We start from the raw sequence: 21,264 nt of genomic DNA, 5'->3' as shown, positions 1-21,264 counted from the left end.
TCCCGGCAGCCACCCGGCGGCACGGCCACTGTCGATGCCTCACGGAACCTAGGCCGCCCGCCGACCGCCAGCACCGGCCCGCCCCGATCGTGTCCGGAACCGTGGGGAACGGGTCCGGATTCCTGTCGTCGGAGGTCGCCGAACCGACGGAACGATCGATCTTGCACGATATCGATTCGCATGCATATGATGCCGGCTGCAAGGTCGTCGGCACGGAGCGGAGGTCGGTCGGATGGCAACCGCAGGGGTGCCGGTGACACATCGGGCGGTCGACGGGGTCCGTTTCCTGCTCGACGGCTCCCTCGATCTCAGCGCGCCGTCCACGTCGGTGGCCGACGTGACGATCAACGGTCGACTCCACGAGTTCACGGCCGGCACGGTCGGGCTCGCGGACGACGTCGTCCGGGCGCTCGGCGTCGACCGGTTCGACGAGGAGCTCTCCTACCAGGGCGGCCGGCTGTGGACCGCCCGCACCAAGCCCTACGACCCGCAGATCCGGCTGACCGAGGACCGGCTCGTGGCGGTCTGGCGGGGGCGACGCCACTCCTTCTTCACCGAGATCTACGGCGCGACGACCGCCCACCTCCTCGGGGTGCTGCGGACCCTGCGCATCGAGGAACACGACGACGGCCTGACCCTGCGCCCGGTTCCGAAGGGCGGCGCCGAGTTCGCCGCGCCGGCCACGGTGCTCAAAGAGGTTCCCGGACTCGGCCTGCTGGAGCTGACGACGCTCACCAGGGAACGCGCGGAACGCCTGCCGTCGTGGCAGGGGCTGCGGACCCGGGCGGGCGAGCTCTACCGGGACACCCTCTCCGACGGCAAGCCCTACTTCGTGCTCGCCACGGCGGACACCTGGCTCAGCGTGGTGCCGCTCGGCGACACCGACCTGGAACAGGTGCCCACCCTGGTGGACCGGCTCCACGTCCAGCGGGCCCGGTAGGTCGCCGATGTCCGCACTGCTGGCCAGCGTGGCGACGTACACCGTGGTGTTCACCCTGCTGGCCGCCACCGCCGAGCACCTGTCGCAGCCGGGCGCGCTCGCCCGCGCGCTGGCCGCGCACCGGGTGGTCGCCGCGCCGGGCCCCGTCGCCGTCCTCGTCATCACGGCGGAGGGGGTGCTCGCCGGCACCGGCGTCGTGGCGCTGCGCGCAGAGGGCGACCGGGGCCTGCGCACCGCTGTGCTGCTCGGTAGCGCCGTGCTCCTCGGCCTGTACGCCGCCTACGGCCTCCACCTGCGGTCGACCGGCCGCAGCGGCCCGTGCGGCTGCTCCCGGCTGGAGTTGCCGATGACCGGTTGGGTGGTGGCACGGGCGGCGGTCCTGGCCGGTCTGGCACTGGTCGGCCTGTCGCTGTCCGGCCCGGTCGTCGGGTGGGAGCGGGCCGACGCCTCCCTCGCCGTCGTGCTGCTGGCCTCCGCCACTTTCGCCACGCTGCTGTGGCATGTCCCGTCCGCGATGTACTACCCGGCCGGGGCCGCCGACCAGACGGTCGGACGGCCCGCGCCCGGGGCAGAGGGAGGCCGACCCGGATGAGCTTCCAGACCAGCGCGCTGATCCTGAGCTGGATCGCGATCCTCCTGCTGGCTCTCGTGGTGTCGGGCCTGGTACGCCAGGTGCACGCGCTGTCGAGCGGGATGGTCCAGCGTCGCCCCGAGTCGGTCGGCCTGCCGCCGGGCACCCCGGCCCCCGGCTTCGCCGGGCTGGCCCCGGTGCCCCCGGCGGCGCCCCTGGTACTGCTCTTCCTCGACCCCGACTGCGGGACCTGCGCCCAGGTCCTGGCCGAGGCGGCCGACCGGGTCGGCCGGGGCGGGCTGGAGTTCCGGATCCTCTACCGCGACGACGCCCCGGCGCGGGCCGCCGGACTGCCGGTCACCGTGCTCGCCGGGCAGGCGGAGCTGTTCGACCGGTACGACGCGGTCGCCACCCCGTTCGCCACCGTGGTCGACCGGTCCGGACGGGTGCTCCGCGCCGAGCCGCTCGGGTCCCGGGCGGCGCTGCGGCGCCTGCTCGACGAGTTCGACAGCCCCTCACCCGGCGGCCGGGGACCGGCCGTCGCCACGGACCGCCAGGGAGGCCGGGCATGACCACTCTCGACGCCGTGCCCGCGTTGCGCGGCACCGACCCCGGCACCGGAACCGCCGTCCGACGCCCGGCGGCGCGCACGGGCCGCACCCGCACCGCGTGGACGCTGTCCCGACGTGCCGTGTTCCGGGCGGGCACCGCGGTGGGGATGGCCGCGCTCAGCATCTTCCCGGCCGCCCGCCGGGCGTACGCCGACGGCTACACGATCTACGCCGGGTGCCCCAGCTACGCCAGTGACCACAACTGCTCGCCGGGCTGCGGTCCGAGCGCGATCTTCGCCGACGCCTGCAACACCAGCGGTACCTACACCGGGTTCCACAAGAACGACGGCGTCACCTGGATCCTGCGACCCAACGAGTGCTACGCCGGGACGTACGACGGCTGGCTCTGGCGCTTCCAGGGGGCCTGCGGCGCCTGCGCGTGCTCGGTCGAGCGCCGCTGCCACGACGGCTACCGCAAGACCAGTTCGGGATGGGTCCGGTCGATCTGCCGGTGGAACACCGAGTGCGGCTGCCTCGGCAGGGTCCTCTGGCCCAGCGTCCGACGGGGTGCCACCGGGGTCGACGTCTACAGCGTGCAGCACCTGCTGACCAACCGCGGCCACTCGACGACGGTCGACGGGATCTTCGGCGTCGACACCGAGGCGAAGGTGAAGGCCTTCCAGACGGCGGCCGGCCTCGCGGCCAACGGTGTCGTCGACGCCACCACCTGGCCCGCCCTCGTGGTGGTCGTCCGCTCCGGGGACAGCAGCCACGCCGTCCGGGGCGCGCAGCGCCAACTCAACGCGCACGGCCACGGGCTGTCGGTCGACGGGGCCTTCGGGCCGGCGACCGACGCCGCGGTACGGGACTTCCAGCGGCAGAACGGACTCACCGCCGACGGCATCGTCGGGGAGAACACCTGGCGGACCCTGACCGGCGCCCCGGTATGACCGGCCGGGAACCGACGTCGGCACGGCCCGACCGGGCCGTCCGCCGGTGGGTCACCGCGCCACTCGTGCCCGCCCTGCTGCTCGCCGTCGGCGCGCTCGGCGCGGCCGCGTCCGGACACGTGCTCACCTGGGCGGTGATCGGCGCGCTCACCGGCTACACGCTCTCCGGCTCGGTTTGAACGCACAACAGCGCGTACGCGCTGGCCTCGCCCGGGTGGCGGGATCGAGATCGGCAGGGTGTCCTGCTCGCCCTGTTCAGCACGGGACTGGTCGCCGGTGGCCTGCTCAGCGCGGCAGTGCTGGGGTTGCTCTCCGGGCTGTCCGCTCCCCTGCCCGTGTCGGTGCGGTACGCGGGCGTGGTGGCGGTGGCGGCGCTGGGACTGCTCCGGGAACTCGGCCTGGTGTCGCTCCGGCTGCCGCAGAACGCCCGCCAGGTGCCGCAGGACGTGCTCCAACGGAACCCGCGACGCGGGGCGTTGCAGTTCGGCTTCGAGATGGGCACCGGCGTCCGTACCTACGTCTCGTCGAGTGCCCCGTACGTGCTGGCCGCCGCGCTCCTCCTCGTCGGCCAGCGCCTGGACGTCGTGGTGCTCGCCGGGGTCGGGTTCGGCGTCGGGCGGGCGCTCACCCCGCTGACCCGCCGCGCCGCCGGCAGCGGCGACCGGTGGGACGCGGAACTGCGGGTACGGCTCCGGACGATCACCGTCGGCGGGTGCGCCGTGCTGGTGGTCGCCTTCGGCCTGCTGGCCCTGCGGCACTGGTGACCGGCGTCCCCGAGAGGGACGGGCGGTGCACGGATCAGGGCGTGGCGCTTCGCCTGGCACAATCGCCGCCATGGACGCTCCCGCTCTGGTGCTGGTGCTGCGCTACCGCAAGGCGGTGACGTACGGATTCCACGTCCTGCTCGGCGCGTTGGAGGAGCACCGCACCGACACGCCGTACGAGGTCCGGTTCGGCGAGACCCCGGAGGCGACGGCGACCCACGTCCGGACCGCGCTCGACGGTGGGGCGCACCGGGTCCTGGTGCTCTGGTCGTTCTACTCGCCGGACGCCGAGGCGCTGGCGGGCGAGCTGGCGCTGATCCGTGGGCTGGTCGACGCCCCGAACGTGACGCACGTCGCCGGTGGCGTACACGCCACCGCCGAACCCGTGCAGACCCTGGACGCGGACTGGGACGTCGCCGCCGTCGGGGAGGGCGAGACGACGCTGCTGCGCCTGGTGGACGCGGCCGGTGACCCGACCGGGATTCCGGGGCTCGCGTACCGGGACGCCACCGGCGCGGTCGTCCGGACCCGGCGTCCGGAACGGCGACCGCTCGACGAGTTCCGGGGTTTCTCGCTCCGGTGGCACCGGTTCAACGCGTTGGAGATCACGCGCGGCTGCGTGTTCTCCTGCCGGTTCTGCCAGACCCCGTTCATGTTCTCGGCGAAGTTCCGGCACCGCAGCGTGGCCAACGTCCGCTGGCACGTCGACGCGATGCGCGAGCGCGGGCTGCGGGACGTCCGGTTCATCACCCCGACCGCGCTGTCCTACGGCAGCCAGACGGACGAGGCGAACCTCGACGCGGTCGAGGAACTCCTCGCCTCCTGCCGGGAGGGGATCGGCCCGGACGGTCGGGTCTTCTTCGGCTCCTTCCCCAGCGAGATCCGGCCCGAGCACATCACCCGCGACGCGCTGCGCCTGGTCCGGAAGTACTGCGCCAACACCAACCTCATCGTGGGGGCGCAGTCCGGCTCCGACCGGATCCTGGACGCCGCCAAGCGTGGGCACGGCGTCGAGGAGGTACGCCAGGCGGTCCGCGTCGGTGTCGAGGAGGGCTTCCGGATCAACGTCGACATGATCTTCGGCATGCCCGGCGAGGACCCGGCCGACGTCGAGGCGTCCCTGGGTCTCGCCCGTGAGCTGGCCGACCTCGGCGCCCGGATCCACGCGCACACGTTCATGCCGCTGCCCGGCACCCCGTGGCGGGAGGCGCCGGCCGGGGACGTGGCCCCGGAGACCATCCGGGAGGTGGACCGGCTCTCCCAGCGCGGCGCCCTGTACGGCCACTGGCAGAAGCAGCGCGACCACGCGGTACGGCTGGCCGCCGCCGCCGACGCGCACCCCCGGCCCGGCCGGAGCCGCACCATCCTGCCCGTCGTGGACCGGTGACCTCCGGCGCCGTTTCGTCGGCGCCCCCGGACCCGGCCGGGTCACGGAGAAGCCGGTGCGATCACACCGTCCCGACCGGACGCTGGTGCGCCCCGGTGATGTCGGTGCCCACGAGGTGCGGCGTCGAGCCCGTGACGAACAACCGGTAACCGTCGTGGTAGCCGACGTAGGAGCCACGCTGGTGGTGGGTGACAGTCAGTTTCAGCCGCGTGCCGGCAGCCACCTGGACCTGGATCGTGTCGGCCAGCTCGACGGAGTCCGACCCGGCGAGCACCCGTCCGGTGTCGTCGGTCAGGCGCAGGTCGAAGTCGTCGACGAGCGCCGTTCCGCGGGCCGCGCCGCTCGGATAGTTGAGCCGGTTCCCCGCGGCGCTGGTCACGTACGCGGACACCGTCGCGAGGTCGTAGCGCATCCACATCGGGACGACGTTGACGGTGACCCACTGGGTGTGGCGGGAGGTGAACAGGTACTCGACCGTGCTGCCGGACGCCAGGGAGGCGCGCTCCACCATGAACGAGGTGTCGTTGTCGTATCCGAGGTCGCGGGCGTGCTGGTCGCGGTAGGACTCGTACAGCTCGTACCGGCGGGTGCCGGAGCCGTACGGCACGTCCACGTTCCGCTGCACCGCACCGCCGCTGGTGACGTACGCGCCGGTGGAGTCGCGTCCGAAGCCGTGCGCGCCGACCGGCCCGAGTGGCCCCAGCGGGCCGAGCGCGCCGAGTGGGCCCACCGGCCCCAGCGCGCCCCACACGCCGCCCGCCTGCACCTGCTTGCTGAAGTCACCGAGGCCGGGCAGCGTCTGGTGGTACGCCTGCTCGGAGAGCGGCCCGTCGGGACCGAGCGGCCCCCACTCGCTCATCGGCCCGCCGTACCAGCCGAGCATGCCGGCCCAGTCGTCCCAGACCGTTCCGGTGATCCAGTTGGCGGGGTGCCAGACGGCGTCGCCGATCGGGCCGGCGACCCCGAGCGGCCCCCAGGGACCGATCAGCCCGTAGTGGCCCAACGGGCCCATCGGCTTGAGGTAGTCGGCGGCGCGCAACGGGTCTCCCGGGTAGGTGGTCCGCACCGCCGGGCTGACCGTGGCCAGGTCACCGCCCAACGCCTCCACCGAGGTCGCCGACACGTACCGGGGTGCCGCGGCCTGGGCGGGAGCCGCCATCGTGACCACGGTCGCCGCCGCCACGAGCACCGCGGCGAGGCGACGCCGTCGGGCGGAGGCCGCCGGACGGGATGACACCCTGGTCGTCTGCATGGTCCGCCTCCCCCGTCACCGGCCGTGGATCTGTCCGGCGTCCGCCGCCGGCCCGGCCGCACACCGCACCTGACCCCTCAGCCGGAATGCTAGGTCCGACCGGACACGGGCAACGGTCCGCCGGAGCGCCTGTGCCGGCCGTCACGTCTCCCCTCCGCGCCGGACGGGCGTCACCGGTCGCTGTGGTTGCTCCGCCAGTGGCCGCCGACGGCCGGGGTGTCGGCCTGGACGGGGGTGCGGTTGCCGTCGAGGTCGTTGTCGACGACCCGGCAGTTGAGGCAGCCGCCCCGGTCGGTGATCCAGAGGCCGTGGGTCTGCGTGCCGGGGCCGTTGTCCCGGATCAGGTTGCCGCGGATGGTGATCGAGTCGACGGTGGCGTTGATCGTGATTCCGGCGCGGTTCGCAGGTGCGGCCGGCAGTTCGTACCCGGTGCCGGGCGCTGGCGTGTCGGCCGACCAGGCGCGGGAGGCACCGGGACGGATCGGGGCGAGGGTCAGGGTGTTCTCGTCGTTGGCCGCCACGACGGCGTACCGGTCGCCCACCCGCAGCACCTTGCCCCGGTGTCCGTCCTCCGGCCACGCCGCCCGACGGTCGACCAGGGTGGTGTCGCCGTAGCCGACGGATCCGCCACCGCCGCTCGCGGCGGGGGCGCGCTGCCGGCCGTTGTTGCGGATCCGGTTGTTGATGACGACGGTGTCGCGCAGCGGACGGTCCACCCGGATCCCGTCGAGGCTGTTGCCCCAGATGTCGTTGCTCTCGATGACGATCTCCTCGGCGGCGGTGCCGTCGCTGCCGCCCAGGTCCTGGTGGTGGTAGCCGTAGCGGCCGTTACCGGTGATCCGGTTGCCCCGCACGGTGTAGGGGCCCCGGGTGTTGCCGATACTGACGCCGTCGCGCAGGTTGCCGTCGATGACGCAGTCGGTGAGCAGCCCACCCCGGCCGGGGATGCCACTGGTGCCCTTGGCGGAGACCTGGAAGCCGGCCTCGAGGTTTCCGGTCATCGTGCATCCGGTGACGATGAGCCCGTCGGCGCCCCAGTCGGCGATGCCGAACCGGTTGCCCTGGGCATGGCAGTTGACGACCCGGATCCCCCGTGGCTGGGGCCGGTCCGGGTGCTGCATCTCCAGGAAGATCCCGTTGGTGGCGTTGCCCACCGCGCTGCAGTGGGCGATGGTCAACCGCTCCACCGCGCCCCACGCGCCGATGCCGACGCCGATGCCGGCGCCCCCCATCTCCAGGCCGTTGTCCATCCGGCCGCACCCGACCACCCGTACCGCCTCGACCAGCGTGTCCTGGAGGAAGTCGCACCCGAAACCGGTGGCCGCGGTGTGGTGGATGAACAGGTTCCGGAACAGCCCGCCGATCACGTACTGCAACCCGAGGCCCTTCGCCAGGGGGTTGTACTCGGCCGACGCCACTCCCGACCCGTCGATCTCCAGATCGGCGAAGGTGCAGTACGCGAGGTGCCGGTCGGGGCTCGCGCCGTGCAACTCGGCGGTGTGGAAGGCCAGGGGTACGGGCTCGGCCCGGTTACCCTCGTTGCTCAGCACGAATCGGGTGGCACCCGGTCCCGCTCCCACCAGCGAGACTCCGCTGCGCCAGACGGTGCCGGCGTCGCGGATCGCGTACACGCCGGGCGGGCAGTAGATGATCCGGGCCCGCCCGTCCGCGACGAACCCGTCACCCAGCCGGTCCACGAGGGCGGCGAGGGCGGGTTGGTCGTTCGTCCGCCCGTCCCCGGCCAGCCCGTGGTCGTGGGCGTCGCACAGCAGCGGTGTCCCCGCCGTCGGGTACGAGGAGGTTCCCGCGAGGGTCGACGGCGTCTGGCGCGGCACCCGACTTCCCTCCTGTCTGGCGAGGGCCTGACCTGACGCTACGGCGACTCTGTCGCGCGAGGGAACGGAACGGTGGAATTCGCCGGTTGCCTCGGGGCAGCCTCTCCGGCGCGACGATCGGCCCGGTTCAGATGAGTCCGTGGGCGAGCATCGCCTCGGCGACCCGGCGGAAGCCGTCGATGTTCGCTCCGGCCGCGTAGTTGCCGGGCATGCAGTACTCCTCGGCGGTGGCGTGGCAGCGGGCGTGGATGTCCCGCATGATCTCCCGCAGCCGCTGTTCCGAGTACGCGAACGTCCACGAGTCACGGCTGGCGTTCTGCTGCATCTCCAGCGCGCTGGCGGCCACGCCGCCGGCGTTGGCGGCCTTGCCCGGCGCGAACCGGACACCGGCCTCGGCGAAGGAGCGGATCGCCTGCGGACTGGTCGGCATGTTCGCGCCCTCCGCGACGATCGTGCAGCCGCCCCTGACGAGCGCGGTGGCGTCGTCCCCGCTGATCTCGTTCTGCGTCGCGCACGGCACGGCGACCTGGCACGGCACCTCCCACACGGTGCGCCCCGCGACGAAGGTGGCGTGTGGCCGGTCCACGACGTACGCGTCGATGCGGGCCCGCCGGACCTCCTTCACGTCCTTGAGCAGCTCGACGTCGATGCCCTTGTCGTCACGGACGTAGCCGGAGGAGTCCGAACAGGCGACGACGGTGCCGCCGAGCTGGTGCACCTTCTCGATGGCGTAGATCGCCACGTTGCCCGACCCGGACACCACCACCCGTTTGCCGTCGAGACTGTCACCGGCGGCGCGCAGCATCTCCTCGGCGAAGAACACGGTGCCGTAACCGGTCGCCTCCCGGCGCACCTGGGCGCCCCCGTAGCTGAGGCCCTTCCCGGTCAGGACGCCGGACTCGTAGCGGTTCGTGATGCGCTTGTACTGGCCGAAGAGGTAGCCGATCTCCCGGCCGCCGACCCCGATGTCACCGGCGGGCACGTCGGTGTACTCGCCGAGGTGCCGGTACAGCTCGGTCATGAACGACTGGCAGAACCGCATCACCTCCCGGTCCGAGCGGCCCTTCGGATCGAAGTCCGACCCGCCCTTGCCACCGCCGATCGGCATGCCGGTCAGGGCGTTCTTGAACAACTGCTCGAAACCGAGGAACTTCACGATGCCCAGGTACACCGAGGGGTGGAACCGCAGGCCACCCTTGTAGGGGCCGAGCGCGCTGTTGAACTCCACCCGGAAACCACGGTTGATGTGCACCTCGCCGTGGTCGTCCTCCCACGGCACCCGGAAGATGACCTGCCGCTCCGGCTCGCAGATCCGTTCGATGATCTTCGCGTCGGCGTATTCGGGATGCCGGGTCAGGGCGGGGACGACGCTGTCGAGCACCTCCCGCACCGCCTGGTGGAACTCCGCCTCACCGGGATTGCGCCGCACCACGTCGGCGAAGATCGTCTCGATCCTGTCTGGTGCGGTCACGAGGGTCCTCCCGGGTACGTGGCTGGTTCGTCACCGGCCGACGGCGCTGGCGCCGGTAGCGTCGCCACGCCGCTGTGGACCTGCTCGACGGCCGGCCGGCAGGACAGGCCGGTGACCGACAGTCACGCCTGGACGGGTCACCGCGAGGCGGCGCTCCCGCCGGGGAGCCTACGACACCGACCGGCCGGGAACGGGGGCCTACCAGGGGGTTCACCCAGTGGGATCGCGGCCAGCGACGAGGTCACCCGGGCCGGGCCGCGATCGCCCGCCGACCGGCCCCGCCCGTCGGCGCGGACCGGAAGCGCACAGCCGCAGCCCGGCCGAAGTCGGTGACCGTCCCCTCCTGCCGGGCCCGCCCGGTCAGATGACGACCGAGTCGACGCCGCGCCAGGCGATGTTGTTGTTGTACCGGACGTTGGTCGCGGTGTCCGGCCCCAGCAGCGGCAGCGGGTCGTCCACGGAGTTCCACACGGCGAGCAGCTCGAAGTGGCCGGGACCGGGCACGCCGGTCCACGGGACGAGCACCGTCGTCACGCCGGGCGGGACGACGACGGTCACCGAGGTGACCGACGTCCAGGCCGTCGGCCAGACCAGGCCACCACCCGGGTCGGTGCGGTAGAAGCGCAGGATGCCGCTGTCGGTGCCGGAGCCGTACGGCCCGGGGTTCCGCAACTCGACCTTGATGTAGTTGGTCGCGCCGACGACCACGGTGGTGCTGACGTCGCACGGCACCGGCGTCCGGCAGACCCGCACGTCGGGGCTGGCCCAGATCGCGTTGCCCCAGTGCGGCTGGAGGCCGACGTCGGCGGCGACGTCCCGCATCCAGACGTCCGTGACGGACCGGATCCGCTCCGGTGGGGCGTCCGCCGGGGCGGCGACCGCGGTCCCGCCCAGCAGGGCGGCCAGGGCCGCGCCGGTGAGCAGAGCCAGTGCCGCACGGCGAGCGCGGCGGCCCGAGTTGGCCATGACAGGGTCTCCCATCGACGCCGGGTGCCGACGTGGCTGCCACGTCGACGTTCTCAGGTTGAGGGAGACGGGCGGCGGCGGAAAAATACCCGGGTCCGGCGACGGCGTTTGCCAGATGACGCCAGACCTCGACAAATCGGACGGCGTGGATGCCGTGGCGCCGCCCGACTGATCGGCCGCCTCTCGCGTACGTCAATGCCGCATACGAATCGCCGGTAGCGTTCCACCATCTCGGACCATCGACCAGCGTTTACCCCGTCCGACCTCGGGAAACGGACGGCACGAGGACCCAGGACCCGGAGACGTGAAGGTTGCTGTCAGGTAACGCAGGGGTGTCTGGAGCATTTCTTCAACCTGAACCGTTGGTAGGGTGCGGCGGTGCCTCCCCCCTCGGTTGCCGAAGACGCCGAAGCCACGGCGGCCACGACCAGCGGTCCCCCCGCGTCCGGTCGGCCACGTGGCGAGCGTGGCCTGGCCTGGTTACTGCTCCTGCCATCGGTCGCGGTCTTCGCCCTGTTCATCTTCTGGCCCCTCGGCCGGACCCTCTACCTGTCGACACACGGCAATGACATCTTCGGCGCGCCGAGCGCCTACGTGGGCTTCGCCCACTATGCCGAGATGCTGTCCGGTGAATTCCTCGGAGTGCTCGCCACCACCGCGGCCTTCACCCTGATCAGCGTCCTGCCGGCGGTGTTCGGCGCGCTGCTGGTGGTCCTGCTGCTGGAGTCGCGGATCCGGGGCGTACGCGCGTTGCGCACCGCCTTCGCCCTGCCGTTCGCCTTCTCGGTGGCCACCGCGTCCGTGGTGTTCGCGGTGATCTACAACCCGGCCATCGGCATCGCCAACGGGCTGCTCGGCGCGGTCGGCGTCGACCGGGTCAACTGGCTCACCGACCCGTCCATCGCCCTACCGGCGGTCGGCGTCGCCACCGTCTGGATGAACCTCGGCTACAACGTGCTGGTGCTCTCCGCCGGAGTGGCGGCCATTCCGCAGGAGGTGGTCGAGGCGGCCCGGCTCGACGGCGCGACCGGCTGGCGACTCGCCCGGAACGTCACCGTCCCGCTGCTCTCCCCGCAGCTGTTCTTCCTCGTCGTGGTCTCCACGATCCACGCGCTCCAGAGCTTCGGCCAGATCCACATTCTCACCAAGGGTGGACCGGACGACGCCACCACCACCCTGGTCTACTCCATCTACGAGAAGGCGTTCGCGTTCGGCTCCGCCGACTTCGGCGCCGCGAGCGCCCAGGCGGTCGTCCTGCTGGTGATCATGTTGATCTGCACGGGCATCCAGTTCGGCATTCTGGAACGGCGGGTGCACTACCGTTGACTTTCTCCCCGCGCCTAAAGGCGGGGGATTCCAGCGGTCGCCCGCTGGGTTTCCTGCTTCGTCGACGACCGCCCCGTCCGGACGTCCGTCCGTTGGGGTCTTACACCGCCTCCACAGGCGATCACGGAGAGCCCCTCCGCGAGGATGTTGCGGGCCGCGTTGACGTCACGGTCGTGGGTCTGCCCGCATCGGCAGGTCCACGACCGCAGTTTCAGTGGCATCCGCTCAGCGAGCGCACCACACGCCGAGCACAGCTTGGACGACGGGAACCAGCGGTCCACGACCACCAGGTCGCGGCCGTGCCAGTCGGCCTTGTACTCCAGCAGGGTGCGGAACTGCCGCCAGGCCGCGTCGCTGATGGCACGGGCCAGGCGGTAATTCTTGACCATGTTACGCACGGTCAGATCCTCGATCACGATCGTTTGGTTTTCACGAACGAGCCGAGTGGTCAGCTTGTGCAGGTGGTCCCGCCTGCGGTCGGTGATCCGGGCGTGCACGCGGGCGACCTTGAGCCGGGCCTTGGCCCGGTTGTGGGACCCCTGGGCCTTGCGGGCCAGCTCCCGCTGCGCCCTGGCGAGCGCGACCCGGTCGCGGCGCTCATGCCTCGGGTTGACGATCTTCTCCCCGGTAGAGAGGGTCAGCAGGCTGTCGAGCCCAGCGTCAACGCCCACCATGCCCGACGCCGGAGCCTGCTCGATCACGTCGTCGCAGAGCAGGGACACGAACCAGCGCCCGGCCGCGTCCTGCGACACGGTGACCGTGGACGGCGACGCGCCCTCGGGAAGCGGCCGCGACCACACGATGTCCAGCGGTTCGGCCATCTTCGCCAGGGTGAGCTGACCGTCGCGGTACCGGAACCCGCTGGTGGTGTACTCCGCCGACCGGCGCGACTTCTTCTTGCTCTTGAAGCTGGGGTACCGGGCACGCTTGGCGAAGAAGTTGGTGAACGCGACTTGCAGGTGCCGCAGGGTCTGCTGCAACGGCACCGACGACACCTCGTTGAGGAACGCCAGGTTGTCGGTCTTCTTCCACGTGGTCAGCATCGCCGAGGTGGCGTTGTAGTTGACCCGTTCCTGGCGCAGCGTCCACGCCTCGGTGCGGGCGGCCGACGCCATGTTGTAGACCAGCCGGACACAGCCGAAGGTACGGGCAAGCTCGGCGGCCTGCGCGTCGGTCGGGTAGAAGCGGAATTTGAATGCCCGCTTCACGGCCCTGGTCACGGCTCACAGCCTGACAAGCTAGCTGCTAAGCATTCCGGTGGCATGGGGATGGACACCGACCCGCCTTGGCGACGGGCCGGCTTTCCCCGCCCGGCTCCGCCGGAGTTCCGTTTCCTCCCCACGGCTAAAGCAGGGGGTTTCCACGGAGGTTTGCGATGAGCCGACGTACCACGCCCGGCCGGATCGCCGTCTACGTCGTCCTCGGGCTGGCGCTGATCCCGGTGCTGTTCCCGGTCTACTACGCGTTCGCCGGCGCCGTGATGGGCCCCGGCGACCTGGCCACCTATCCCCCGGCGCTGGTGCCGGGCGACCTGCACTGGCAGAACTTCGGCGACGTGTTCGACGCCGTGCCGCTCGGCCGGTTCTACGTCAACTCCGCCGTGCAGGCCGGTGTGATCACCCTCGCCCAGGTGGTGACCAGCATCCTCGCCGCGTACGCGTTCGCGTTCCTGCGGATGCCGGCGAAGGCGGCGACCTTCGCGCTCTTCCTCGCCACGCTGATGGTGCCGTGGGAGAGCATCATCATCCCCAACTACCTGGCCATCTCGGACTGGGGGCTGACCCGGGGTGGGCTCACCTACCTCGGACTGGTGCTGCCGTTCCTCGCCTCGGCGTTCGGCACGTTCCTGCTGCGCCAGGCGTTCCTCCAGTTCCCGGGCGAGCTGCGCGACGCGGCGGTGATCGACGGCTGCGGGCACTGGCGGCTGCTCTGGCGGGTGGTCGTGCCCCTGTCCAAGCCCTCCATCGCGGCGGTCGGGGTCTACGTCTTCCTCTCCGCGTGGAACCAGTACTTCTGGCCGCTGATCCTCATCCGGGACCCCGATTACCAGACCCTCCAGATCGGGATCTCCCAGCTCAACGACGCCGAGGCGGCCCAGCCGGGGCTGATCCTTGCCGGCGTCGCGCTCTCCCTGCTCCCCACCCTGGCCGTCGTGATCTTCGGCCAGCGGTACATCGTCCGTGGTCTCACCGCGGGCGCACTGCGTTGAACCCTTACCGAGGAGAGGCAATGGCACTTCCCCGACCACGCCGTACCGGCGCAGTCATCCTCGCTCTACTCACCGCCGCCGCGCTGGTCGCCGGTTGCGGCGCCGACTCCGGCGGCGACTCGTCCGACGCCTTGGACGCGCCGGGCGCCGAGGCGCTCGAGAACGCCGACGGGAAGACGACGGTCGAGTTCTGGCACTCGATGAAGGGCGCGAACGCCACCGCCGTCGACAAGCTGGTCGCCGACTTCAACGCCGCCAACGGCGGCAAGGTCGAGGTCAAGCCGGTCTACCAGGGCAGCTACGACGAGACCATCGCGAAGTACAAGGCGTCGGTGCAGCAGAAGAGCACCCCGGCCCTGGTCCAGGTGTACGACATCGGCACCCGCTTCATGGTCGACTCCAAGCAGGTCGTCCCGGTGCACAAGTTCATCGAGAAGGACAAGTTCGACGCCGCCGACATCGAACCGAACATCGCCAGCTACTACTCGGTCGAGGGCAAGCTCTGGTCGATGCCGTTCAACACCTCCACCCCGCTGCTGTACCTGAACAAGGAGGCGTTCGAGTCCGCCAGGCTCGACCCGAACCAGCCGCCGAAGACCCTGGCCGAGCTGGGTGAGCTGGCCAAGAAGCTCACCGTGAAGGACGCCGGCGGCAAGACCACCCGGTACGGCTTCGGCGCGGCCATCTACGGCTGGTTGCTCGAACAGCTCCTCGCCACCGACGGCAAGGAGTACTGCGACAACGGCAACGGCCGCCAGAAGCTCGCCACCCGGGTGCAGTTCGACCAGCCGGCGGCGGTGCAGGTCGCCCAGTGGTGGGCGGACCTGGTCCGCAACGGGTACGCCACGAACACCGGCCGGAAGACCGACGACGCCCAGGCCGCCTTCAAGGCCGGTACGGTCGCCATGCACCTGGAGTCGACGAGCGTGCTGCGCGGCTACGTCGACGCGGCGGCGGGCAAGTTCACCGTCCTCACCGCCCCGTACCCGAAGGTGTCGGACGCCTCCACCGGCGGGCCGATCATCGGCGGCGCGTCGCTCTGGATCAGCGGGGTCGGCCACAGCGCGGCCGAGAAGCGGGCCGCCTGGGAGTTCGCGAAGTTCTCCGCCGGCGCCACCCCGCAGGCCCAGTGGCACACCGGCACCGGCTACGTGCCGATCAACGTGCGGGCCCTGGACCAGGTCGACAAGGCCTGGACGACGAAGTACCCCCAGTTCCGTACCGCCGTGGACCAGTTGCACGCGCTGCCGCCGTCGGTCGCCTCGGCCGGCTGCCTGCTCGGCGTGATGCCGCAGGCCCGTAAGGCCGCCGAGGACGGGCTGGAGGCGGCCATCGTCGGCACCAAGCCCGCCGAACAGGCCATGAAGGACGCCGCCGCGAGCGTCCAGTCGGCGATCGAGAGCTACAACACGTCGGTGAGCTGACCGACGCTCCGCTGGCCCACCGCCACCGACGGTGGGCCAGCGGACCCGGGCGGGCGGCCGTCAGGGCCGCGACCCGGCCGGCGCCGCCGGCGCGGCGTCCGCCGGCCGGCGCGCACCGGTCAGGCCGGCGACGAGCAGCAGGTACGCGGTCAGCTCCACCGCCGCCGTGAGCGCCGGGACGGTTTGCAGCGCCGACAGGCTGGGCCCGTCGGCGGGCCAGGCGAACGCGGCGCCGCGCACCTCCCCCGCGAGCAGGGGCGTCGGCACCGCGCCGATGCTCGCGTCCAGGTGCGGCAGCGCGACCACGGCCAGCAGCACCGCGCCGGCCGAGGCGAGCCACCGGCCGTGTCCGGCCAGCACCGCGGCGAGCGCCAGGGCGGTCAACCCGAGCGCCACCGGTGGCAGCACGGCCAGCCCCACGGCGGTCACCGTGTCGTCGGCCACGTCGGCGCCGCCCGCGTACGGTCGCTGTTCGGCTGCGGTGGCGAGCCAGATGTCGACCACCCGGACGACCGCGTACCCGAGGAGCAGCATGCCCGCCACCGCCGCCACGGCCACCGTCCACCGACGCCACCCGGCGCGGCGCCAGACCGCGAGCAGGACCACCGCCGCGATCGACGACGCCCCGCAGAGCATGAGTCCCGCCTCGAAGCCGGCCCAGGTGTCCACGTCGGCGGGGCCCGGCCGGAGGACCTGCCAGCCGAGGAATCCGGTGCCCGGGTCGGCCGGCATCGTCCGGACCGCGTCGACGAGCAACGCCGTGAGGGCCGCCGGCACCGCCCAGCGGGGCTGCGGCAGCCCGCTGACCACGGCGTAGGCGAGGAGCAGAGCCAGGCTCAGCACCTCGGCGTACCGCCAGACCGGATCGGCCACCAGGATGCCCGTGGCATGTGCCACGGCGCAGACCGCCACCGCGGCCAGAAGAGGGTTTCCCGCACGCACGGTGCGCATCCTGTCACGGCGCTCCCCCGAACTCCGCATCGCGGCGCGCTGCCCGGGGTCGCCCTTTCCGGGCCGGGCACATACATTGAGCGCTATTGATCACCTGGGCGGGTGGTCACCGGGAGGAACGTGATGAGTGGGAATGCCGTGGCGACAAGGGGCGGATTGTCCGGGCTGATGGCGGGGGTCGTGCTCGCGGCCACCGCGTTCGCGCCGCTGCCGGCGTTCGCCGGGGCGAAGGCAACAACGGACGGGGTCCTGGCCGTGGACCGCACCCTGCGGGTCTACAACAACAACATCGAGAACCTCGTGGTGAACAACTCCGACGGCACGTGTACGCGGATCTCCGGACCGGACCACCTGACCTCGATGCTGGTCGACGCCGACGGCCGGACGGGCACGTCCGGGGTGCAGCCGCCCGACCTGTTGATCGTCCAGCAGGTACGCGGCACCGGACAGGCCCAGGCGTACGCCGACCAGCTCTCGGCGAAGTTCGGTTACCCGGCGGGGACGTACCGCGCGATCGTGGCCTGGGAGGACCCCGAGGAGTGGGGCAGCACGCACCGGTGCAGTGACCAGTCGCTGGGCAACCTGAAGAAGAGGCAGACCAACGGCATCCTCTACAACACCCGACGGCTGAGCCTGGCGAGCGGGGACATCTCGAAGTACTGGAGCGCGGGCTGGTTGAAGCCCGGCACGGCGTACGACGGTGGCGCGGGCTGCACGCTCTACAAGCCACCGAACAACGACGACGCGTCGGTGAACGAGTGGAAGTGGAAGCGCACCAGCGCCATCGCGGCGCGGTTCACCGTCAGGGAGACCGGCACCACGGTCTTCGCCGCGACCATGCACCTTCCCCAGGAGAACCGGTCCAACGCCTGCGCGGGTGACGGGTACACCGGGATCGGCGGGACCGGCATCCACCTCGGCGCCGACGCCACCAGCCTGATGAACGCCTCGACGATCCGGGTCGTCGGCATCGACGCCAACCGCACCGGCATCCCGGCGGGCACGCTCAGCGGCCACGGCATGACCGGCTACGGGACGAAGGCCACCCACGGTTCCAGCAAGATCGACTACCTCTTCGTCCGGGGCACCGTGCAGCCGTCACCCGTCGGGCACACGGTGAGCGGCACCAGGTCCAACCACCTGGCGCTGTACGCGTTCGTCAGCTTCTGAGGTCGTCGTCGGCGCGTCACGTGCGGTGGCGCGCCGACGCGTCGACCCCGACGGCCGGCAGGATCGCCTGGTCGACGATGGCGGCCAGCATGTCGTTGTCGGGTAGCCGGCCGGTGTCCGTGCTGTGCTTGAGCACCAGCGCCTCCCCGATGTCCGCCACCACCGGGGTGATCCGCCCCGGGTCGAGGCGCCCCCGTGCCGCGTAGTGCCGCAGCACGGTCTGCGTGAACGTGCCGCCCCGGGGGTCGAAGACCCGGGTGTAGATCGCCTCGACCAGGTCGGGGTGCCGGTGCCGCTCCATCATGATCTCCGCCACGGCGCGGGCCGCCGGCGTGGCCAGCCATTCGGTGAGCTGGCGCAGCGCGCGGATCAGGTCGCCCCGCAGATCGTCCGCGCCCGGCGAGGGCTCCTCCTGGGGATGCGCGTCGTGCAGCGCGTCGAGCAGCAGTTCCCGGGGCGAGGACCAGCGACGGTAGAGCGAGGTCTTGGCGGTCGCCGCCCGGCGGGCGATGCCCTCCATGGTGAGTCCGCCGAGGCCCACCTCGACGACCTCGACGAGGGCCGCCGCGTGGATCGCCCGGATCAGGTCGTCCCCCCGACGCCGGTTACGCGTCCGCGCCGGTGCCGGATCGGGCTGTCGTCCACTCATGCTGACTCCCATACAAGAAACGCTTGCGTATCTTAACTTCGACGGGTTAGATACGCATGCGTAGCTAAATGCTGCTCGCGCAACGTCTCCGGCGATTGTGCCGGCCGTCGGCCGCCGCCGTTCCCTCCCGTCCGCAAGGGGTGCACCATGTCCTCTGTCCCCGCCCACGCCGCGCGGGTCACCGCCGCCGCGGCACCGCCCGCCACCGCCGGCGTCCGGTCACTCGCGCCGGACCTCGCCCGGGGCGCCATGCTGTTGCTGATCGCGCTCGCCCACGCCCACATGTACCTGTACGGACACGAGCGGGGCTTCCGCGGGTACTCCCTCGACGGCGGCCCCGTCGACCGGCTCGTCGCCGGCCTCCAGGTGCTGCTGGTGGACGGCCGGGCGCTGCCGATGTTCGCCGCGCTGTACGGCTACGGACTGGTCCGCCTGGCGGACCGGTGGACGGCGACCGGAGCCGACTGGCCACAGGCACGCCGGATGCTCCGCCGACGCAGCTGGTGGCTGGTCGCGTTCGGCTTCGCGCACGCCCTGCTGCTCTTCTTCGGCGACATCCTCGCCACGTACGGGCTGATGGGGCTGCTGCTGGTCGGCATGGTGCAGGTCAAGGACCGCACCCTGCTCCGGGTCGCCGGGCTCTGGACCGTGGTCTACGTCTCGCTCGCCAGCGTGACCGCCCTGACGATCATCGAGAACGGGTCCACGCCGTACCCCACCGACGCCGAATCGCTGCTGGCGGGGGTCGGTGCCCGCCTGGCGGCCTGGTCGGTGCTGGCACCGATGCTGGCCCTGGACGTGGTCACCCCGTTCCTGCTCGGCATGTGGGCGGCCCGGCGCCGACTGCTCGACGAACCCGGCCGGCACCGCACTCTCCTGACCCGCGTCGCGCTGGTCGGCATCACGGTCACGGTCGTCGGCGGCGCTCCCCTCGCCCTGATCGACGCGCGGCTCTGGACGGACTGGTCCGCCGCCGCTGCCGTGCCCGCGTACGCCCTGCACAGCGTGACGGGGATCGCCGGAGGCCTCGGGTACGCGGCGCTGACCGGGCTGATCGCCCACCGTCGCACCGCCGCGCCTGGACGCGTGGTAACCGCGCTCGCCGCCTGCGGACAACGGTCCCTGACCTGCTACCTGCTCCAGTCGGTGGCCTTCGTGGCGATCTTCGTGCCGTACACGGGCGCCCTCGGTGGCCGGCTCGGTGACGCCGGCGCCTCGGCGGTCGCGGTCGGCGTCTGGCTCGCCACGGTGCTGCTCGCCGACGGCATGCGGCGACGCGGTCGGCGGGGCCCCGCCGAGACGCTGTTGCGCCGGCTCAGCTACCGACCGGTCCGGCCCCGCCCGTAGACCTGAGTCGGGGCAGTCGGGGAGTCGGGCCGTGCCCGTCGGATCGTCGGCCACCGCGCCGGGGCGGGTAACTGGTTTGTCCGCTCCGGTACGGGCCGGCTAGCATTCCGGACATGATCATCGCTTACATGCGCCTTCGCTCCGCCTGAGGCGGTACGGCGCGTCGGTCACCCGTCGACCGACCCCTGGTCGATCTGGTCGAGCCCGCGCGTTGAGCGGGCCCAGGTCGCGTCCGCGTCGTGTCGCCGCCGGATGGCATCTTCCCTCCGACTCGACAGGACCCTTCACATGCGTAAACCAGCTCATATCGCCATGGTCGGCAGCACCGCGCCGAGCCACGTCTACCCGTCCCTGGGCCTGATCCGGGAACTGGTCGACCGGGGCCACCGGGTGACCTACGCGATCGGCGAACCACTCACCGGCCTGGTCACGCCGACCGGGGCGGAACCGGTCACCCACCCGTCGATCCTGCCGCAGGGCGACACCGCCTGGCCGGAGGACCCCGGTGCGGCGATGCGGGTGTTCCTCGACGAGGGCATCGCGGTGCTCCCGCTCCTGACCGCCCGCTACGACACGGATCGGCCGGACCTCGTGCTCTACGACATCGGCGGGCTGGCCGGACCACTGCTGGCCGCCCGGTACGACGTGCCGGCGGTGCAGTTGTCACCAGCGATGGTCGCCTGGAACGGCTACGAGGAGGACATGGCGGAGATCCTCACCGCCCTGTACGAGTCGGAGTCCGGCCGCGACTACTACGCCACGCTCGGCGCGTGGTTGGCCGACCACGGCATCCGGCGGGAACCGCGACACTTCCTGACCCGTCCGGACCGGGTGCTGTCACTGATCCCCCGGGTGATGCAGCCGAACGCCGACCGGGTCCCGGACTCGGTGCGGTTCGTCGGCCCGTGTCTCGACCCGGCCCGGCTCACCGACCCGACCTGGACACCGCCCACCGACGGACGGCGGGTCCTGCTGGTCTCCTTCGGCACGGCCTACAACGACCAGTTGCCGGTGTACCGGGCCTGCCTGCGCGGCTTCGCCGACTCCCCGTGGCACGTCGTGCTGGCCGTCGGACACAAGGTGGACCCGGCCGACCTGGGCCCGCTGCCGGACAACGTTGAGGTGCACCGCAGCGTGCCGCAGCTGGCGGTGCTGGCCCACGCGTCGGCCTTCGTCACCCATGCCGGCATGGGAGGCTGCACCGAGGCGCTCTGGTTCGGCGTGCCCACGGTCGCGATCCCGCAGGCGGTGGACCAGTTCGGCAACGCCGACCGGCTCGTCGACGCCGGTGTCGGCCGGCGGCTGCCGGCCGAGGAGGTCAGCGCGGAGACGCTACGCGCGGCGGTGGACGCGGTCGCCGACGATCCGCATCTGCGGCGCCGGCTGACCGAGGTCCGGTCCGAGGTACGCGCGAACGGCGGGCTGCGGCACGCGGCGGACGCGGTGGAGGCGTTCCTCGCCGGGCACTGACCGGGCACCGGTGGGCCGCCCGATCGGAACG

At 71.9% G+C, this 21,264-nt stretch carries 20 protein-coding genes; 13 read left to right on the top strand and 7 right to left on the bottom strand.

The genetic code is table 11. From position 1 onward, the window contains the following. The first annotated feature begins 232 nt into the window (after nucleotides 1-232). The 7 genes from QSK20_RS24100 to QSK20_RS24070 all read left to right on the top strand — a co-directional run bounded on the left by QSK20_RS24100 (nucleotide 233) and on the right by QSK20_RS24070 (nucleotide 5,163). A complete protein-coding gene (locus QSK20_RS24100) occupies nucleotides 233-940 on the top strand; it encodes a hypothetical protein (protein ID WP_285790888.1) in 708 nt (235 codons plus the stop codon). 7 nt (nucleotides 941-947) lie between these two features. Then, a complete protein-coding gene (locus QSK20_RS24095) occupies nucleotides 948-1,532 on the top strand; it encodes a MauE/DoxX family redox-associated membrane protein (RefSeq protein WP_285790887.1) in 585 nt (194 codons plus the stop codon). Continuing rightward, the gene (locus tag QSK20_RS24090; protein ID WP_285790886.1) at nucleotides 1,529-2,083 is read left to right on the top strand and encodes a TlpA family protein disulfide reductase; all 555 of its coding nucleotides are present in this window, start codon (nucleotides 1,529-1,531) and stop codon (nucleotides 2,081-2,083) included. Before QSK20_RS24095 ends, QSK20_RS24090 begins: the two co-directional genes overlap by 4 nt. Beyond that, complete coding sequence (locus tag QSK20_RS24085) at nucleotides 2,080-3,012, top strand: peptidoglycan-binding domain-containing protein (RefSeq protein ID WP_285790885.1); 933 nt, start codon at nucleotides 2,080-2,082, stop codon at nucleotides 3,010-3,012. The genes QSK20_RS24090 and QSK20_RS24085 overlap by 4 nt, the downstream gene beginning before the upstream one ends. Further along, nucleotides 3,009-3,191: a hypothetical protein gene (locus QSK20_RS24080; RefSeq protein ID WP_285790884.1), complete on the top strand. Its 183-nt coding sequence runs from the start codon at nucleotides 3,009-3,011 to the stop codon at nucleotides 3,189-3,191. Before QSK20_RS24085 ends, QSK20_RS24080 begins: the two co-directional genes overlap by 4 nt. Nucleotides 3,192-3,347: 156 nt before the next feature. After that, complete coding sequence (locus QSK20_RS24075; RefSeq protein ID WP_285790883.1) at nucleotides 3,348-3,776, top strand: hypothetical protein; 429 nt, start codon at nucleotides 3,348-3,350, stop codon at nucleotides 3,774-3,776. A 70-nt stretch (nucleotides 3,777-3,846) separates the two neighbouring features. Next, nucleotides 3,847-5,163 (top strand): TIGR04013 family B12-binding domain/radical SAM domain-containing protein, encoded by a 1,317-nt coding sequence (locus QSK20_RS24070; RefSeq protein WP_285790882.1) that lies wholly within the window; start codon nucleotides 3,847-3,849, stop codon nucleotides 5,161-5,163. A 61-nt stretch (nucleotides 5,164-5,224) separates the two neighbouring features. On the opposite strand, the gene QSK20_RS24065 is transcribed toward QSK20_RS24070, so the two are convergent. From QSK20_RS24065 to QSK20_RS24050, 4 genes are all read right to left on the bottom strand, one after another. Next, nucleotides 5,225-6,415, bottom strand: coding sequence for a hypothetical protein (locus QSK20_RS24065; RefSeq protein WP_285790881.1), 1,191 nt, complete (start codon nucleotides 6,413-6,415; stop codon nucleotides 5,225-5,227). Nucleotides 6,416-6,585: 170 nt separating this feature from the next. Further along, a complete protein-coding gene (locus tag QSK20_RS24060) occupies nucleotides 6,586-8,250 on the bottom strand; it encodes a right-handed parallel beta-helix repeat-containing protein (protein ID WP_285790880.1) in 1,665 nt (554 codons plus the stop codon). 127 nt (nucleotides 8,251-8,377) lie between these two features. Continuing rightward, nucleotides 8,378-9,721 carry an NADP-specific glutamate dehydrogenase gene (gene gdhA / locus QSK20_RS24055; RefSeq protein ID WP_285790879.1) on the bottom strand — a complete coding sequence of 448 codons (1,344 nt, stop codon included), beginning with the start codon at nucleotides 9,719-9,721 and terminating at the stop codon, nucleotides 8,378-8,380. 360 nt (nucleotides 9,722-10,081) lie between these two features. Then, nucleotides 10,082-10,687, bottom strand: coding sequence for a hypothetical protein (locus QSK20_RS24050; protein ID WP_285790878.1), 606 nt, complete (start codon nucleotides 10,685-10,687; stop codon nucleotides 10,082-10,084). 378 nt (nucleotides 10,688-11,065) lie between these two features. Between QSK20_RS24050 and QSK20_RS24045 the strand changes: the two genes are divergently transcribed. Continuing rightward, nucleotides 11,066-12,013, top strand: a complete 948-nt coding sequence (locus tag QSK20_RS24045; RefSeq protein WP_285790877.1) for a carbohydrate ABC transporter permease — start codon at nucleotides 11,066-11,068, stop codon at nucleotides 12,011-12,013. 14 nt (nucleotides 12,014-12,027) lie between these two features. On the opposite strand, the gene QSK20_RS24040 is transcribed toward QSK20_RS24045, so the two are convergent. Continuing rightward, a complete protein-coding gene (locus QSK20_RS24040; RefSeq protein ID WP_285790876.1) occupies nucleotides 12,028-13,233 on the bottom strand; it encodes an RNA-guided endonuclease InsQ/TnpB family protein in 1,206 nt (401 codons plus the stop codon). A 155-nt stretch (nucleotides 13,234-13,388) separates the two neighbouring features. Between QSK20_RS24040 and QSK20_RS24035 the strand changes: the two genes are divergently transcribed. Then, nucleotides 13,389-14,222, top strand: a complete 834-nt coding sequence (locus tag QSK20_RS24035) for a carbohydrate ABC transporter permease (RefSeq protein ID WP_285790875.1) — start codon at nucleotides 13,389-13,391, stop codon at nucleotides 14,220-14,222. Nucleotides 14,223-14,242: 20 nt separating this feature from the next. Further along, the gene (locus tag QSK20_RS24030) at nucleotides 14,243-15,646 is read left to right on the top strand and encodes an ABC transporter substrate-binding protein (protein WP_285790874.1); all 1,404 of its coding nucleotides are present in this window, start codon (nucleotides 14,243-14,245) and stop codon (nucleotides 15,644-15,646) included. A 60-nt stretch (nucleotides 15,647-15,706) separates the two neighbouring features. Here the strand turns inward: QSK20_RS24030 and QSK20_RS24025 are convergent, their stop codons facing one another. Next, nucleotides 15,707-16,543 (bottom strand): hypothetical protein, encoded by an 837-nt coding sequence (locus tag QSK20_RS24025; RefSeq protein WP_285790873.1) that lies wholly within the window; start codon nucleotides 16,541-16,543, stop codon nucleotides 15,707-15,709. Nucleotides 16,544-16,720: 177 nt separating this feature from the next. On the opposite strand from QSK20_RS24025, the gene QSK20_RS24020 reads away from it, so the two are divergent. Continuing rightward, a complete protein-coding gene (locus QSK20_RS24020; protein ID WP_285790872.1) occupies nucleotides 16,721-17,767 on the top strand; it encodes a hypothetical protein in 1,047 nt (348 codons plus the stop codon). A gap of 16 nt (nucleotides 17,768-17,783) precedes the next feature. On the opposite strand, the gene QSK20_RS24015 is transcribed toward QSK20_RS24020, so the two are convergent. After that, nucleotides 17,784-18,416, bottom strand: coding sequence for a TetR/AcrR family transcriptional regulator (locus tag QSK20_RS24015; RefSeq protein ID WP_285790871.1), 633 nt, complete (start codon nucleotides 18,414-18,416; stop codon nucleotides 17,784-17,786). Between the two features lie 147 nt (nucleotides 18,417-18,563). Here QSK20_RS24015 and QSK20_RS24010 point away from each other — a divergent pair, with 147 nt between their 5' ends. Both QSK20_RS24010 and QSK20_RS24005 read left to right on the top strand, forming a co-directional pair. Beyond that, nucleotides 18,564-19,763: a DUF418 domain-containing protein gene (locus tag QSK20_RS24010; RefSeq protein WP_285790870.1), complete on the top strand. Its 1,200-nt coding sequence runs from the start codon at nucleotides 18,564-18,566 to the stop codon at nucleotides 19,761-19,763. A 288-nt stretch (nucleotides 19,764-20,051) separates the two neighbouring features. Beyond that, on the top strand, nucleotides 20,052-21,233 hold the full coding sequence (locus QSK20_RS24005) for a macrolide family glycosyltransferase (RefSeq protein WP_285790869.1): 1,182 nt from the start codon (nucleotides 20,052-20,054) through the stop codon (nucleotides 21,231-21,233). Nucleotides 21,234-21,264 lie beyond the last annotated feature (31 nt).

Source organism: Micromonospora sp. NBRC 101691 (assembly GCF_030269285.1).
Taxonomy (GTDB): domain Bacteria; phylum Actinomycetota; class Actinomycetes; order Mycobacteriales; family Micromonosporaceae; genus Micromonospora; species Micromonospora echinospora.
The sequence above is the reverse complement of the archived record's forward strand: the minus strand, read 5'-3'. Positions and strand labels throughout refer to the sequence as shown.